Genomic DNA, 406 nt, shown 5'->3' on the forward strand with positions numbered 1-406 from the left:
AATTCTGTTTCTAGATCTAACATTTTTGTCCTTATCACAGAGGTAATCAGCCATCCCTCTTCGTTGTTGATTAACATTTGGCTGAACTCATCACCTTACCTTAACTATCAACCTATTACTTTTAACCAACTCACAGGGGTAACCATCGTTCACCCCACGGACGCCCATTGTTCTGATGGGGTGGAATATGAAGATGAAAGAAAATCCTGATTTATGGGCTGACATGTTAAACGGCCTAAAAAATTCGTGGCCACAAATATCTGGCTCTGTTTTAGCAATAGCTATTTGTTATGGTCGTCTGATTTACGACGGCGTGGAACGGAAGAACCGCTGGGTTGAGGCACTGCTCTGTGGCGCGTTGTCATGGAGCGTATCCAGTGGGCTAGAACTGTTTGGCATTCCTATC

2 protein-coding genes are annotated in these 406 nt (G+C 44.1%); both read left to right on the plus strand.

Features of this window, described 5'->3' with window-relative positions:
* Positions 1-210: hypothetical protein (locus IQ209_RS18550; RefSeq protein WP_228005982.1), on the plus strand; the 210-nt coding region annotated here is incomplete at its 5' end.
* On the plus strand, positions 194-406 hold a 213-nt coding region (locus IQ209_RS18030; RefSeq protein WP_193852545.1), incomplete at its 3' end, for a phage holin, lambda family. The genes IQ209_RS18550 and IQ209_RS18030, both read left to right, overlap by 17 nt.

It is taken from the genome of Xenorhabdus sp. BG5, assembly GCF_015163665.1.
In the GTDB taxonomy this organism is placed as follows: domain Bacteria; phylum Pseudomonadota; class Gammaproteobacteria; order Enterobacterales; family Enterobacteriaceae; genus Xenorhabdus.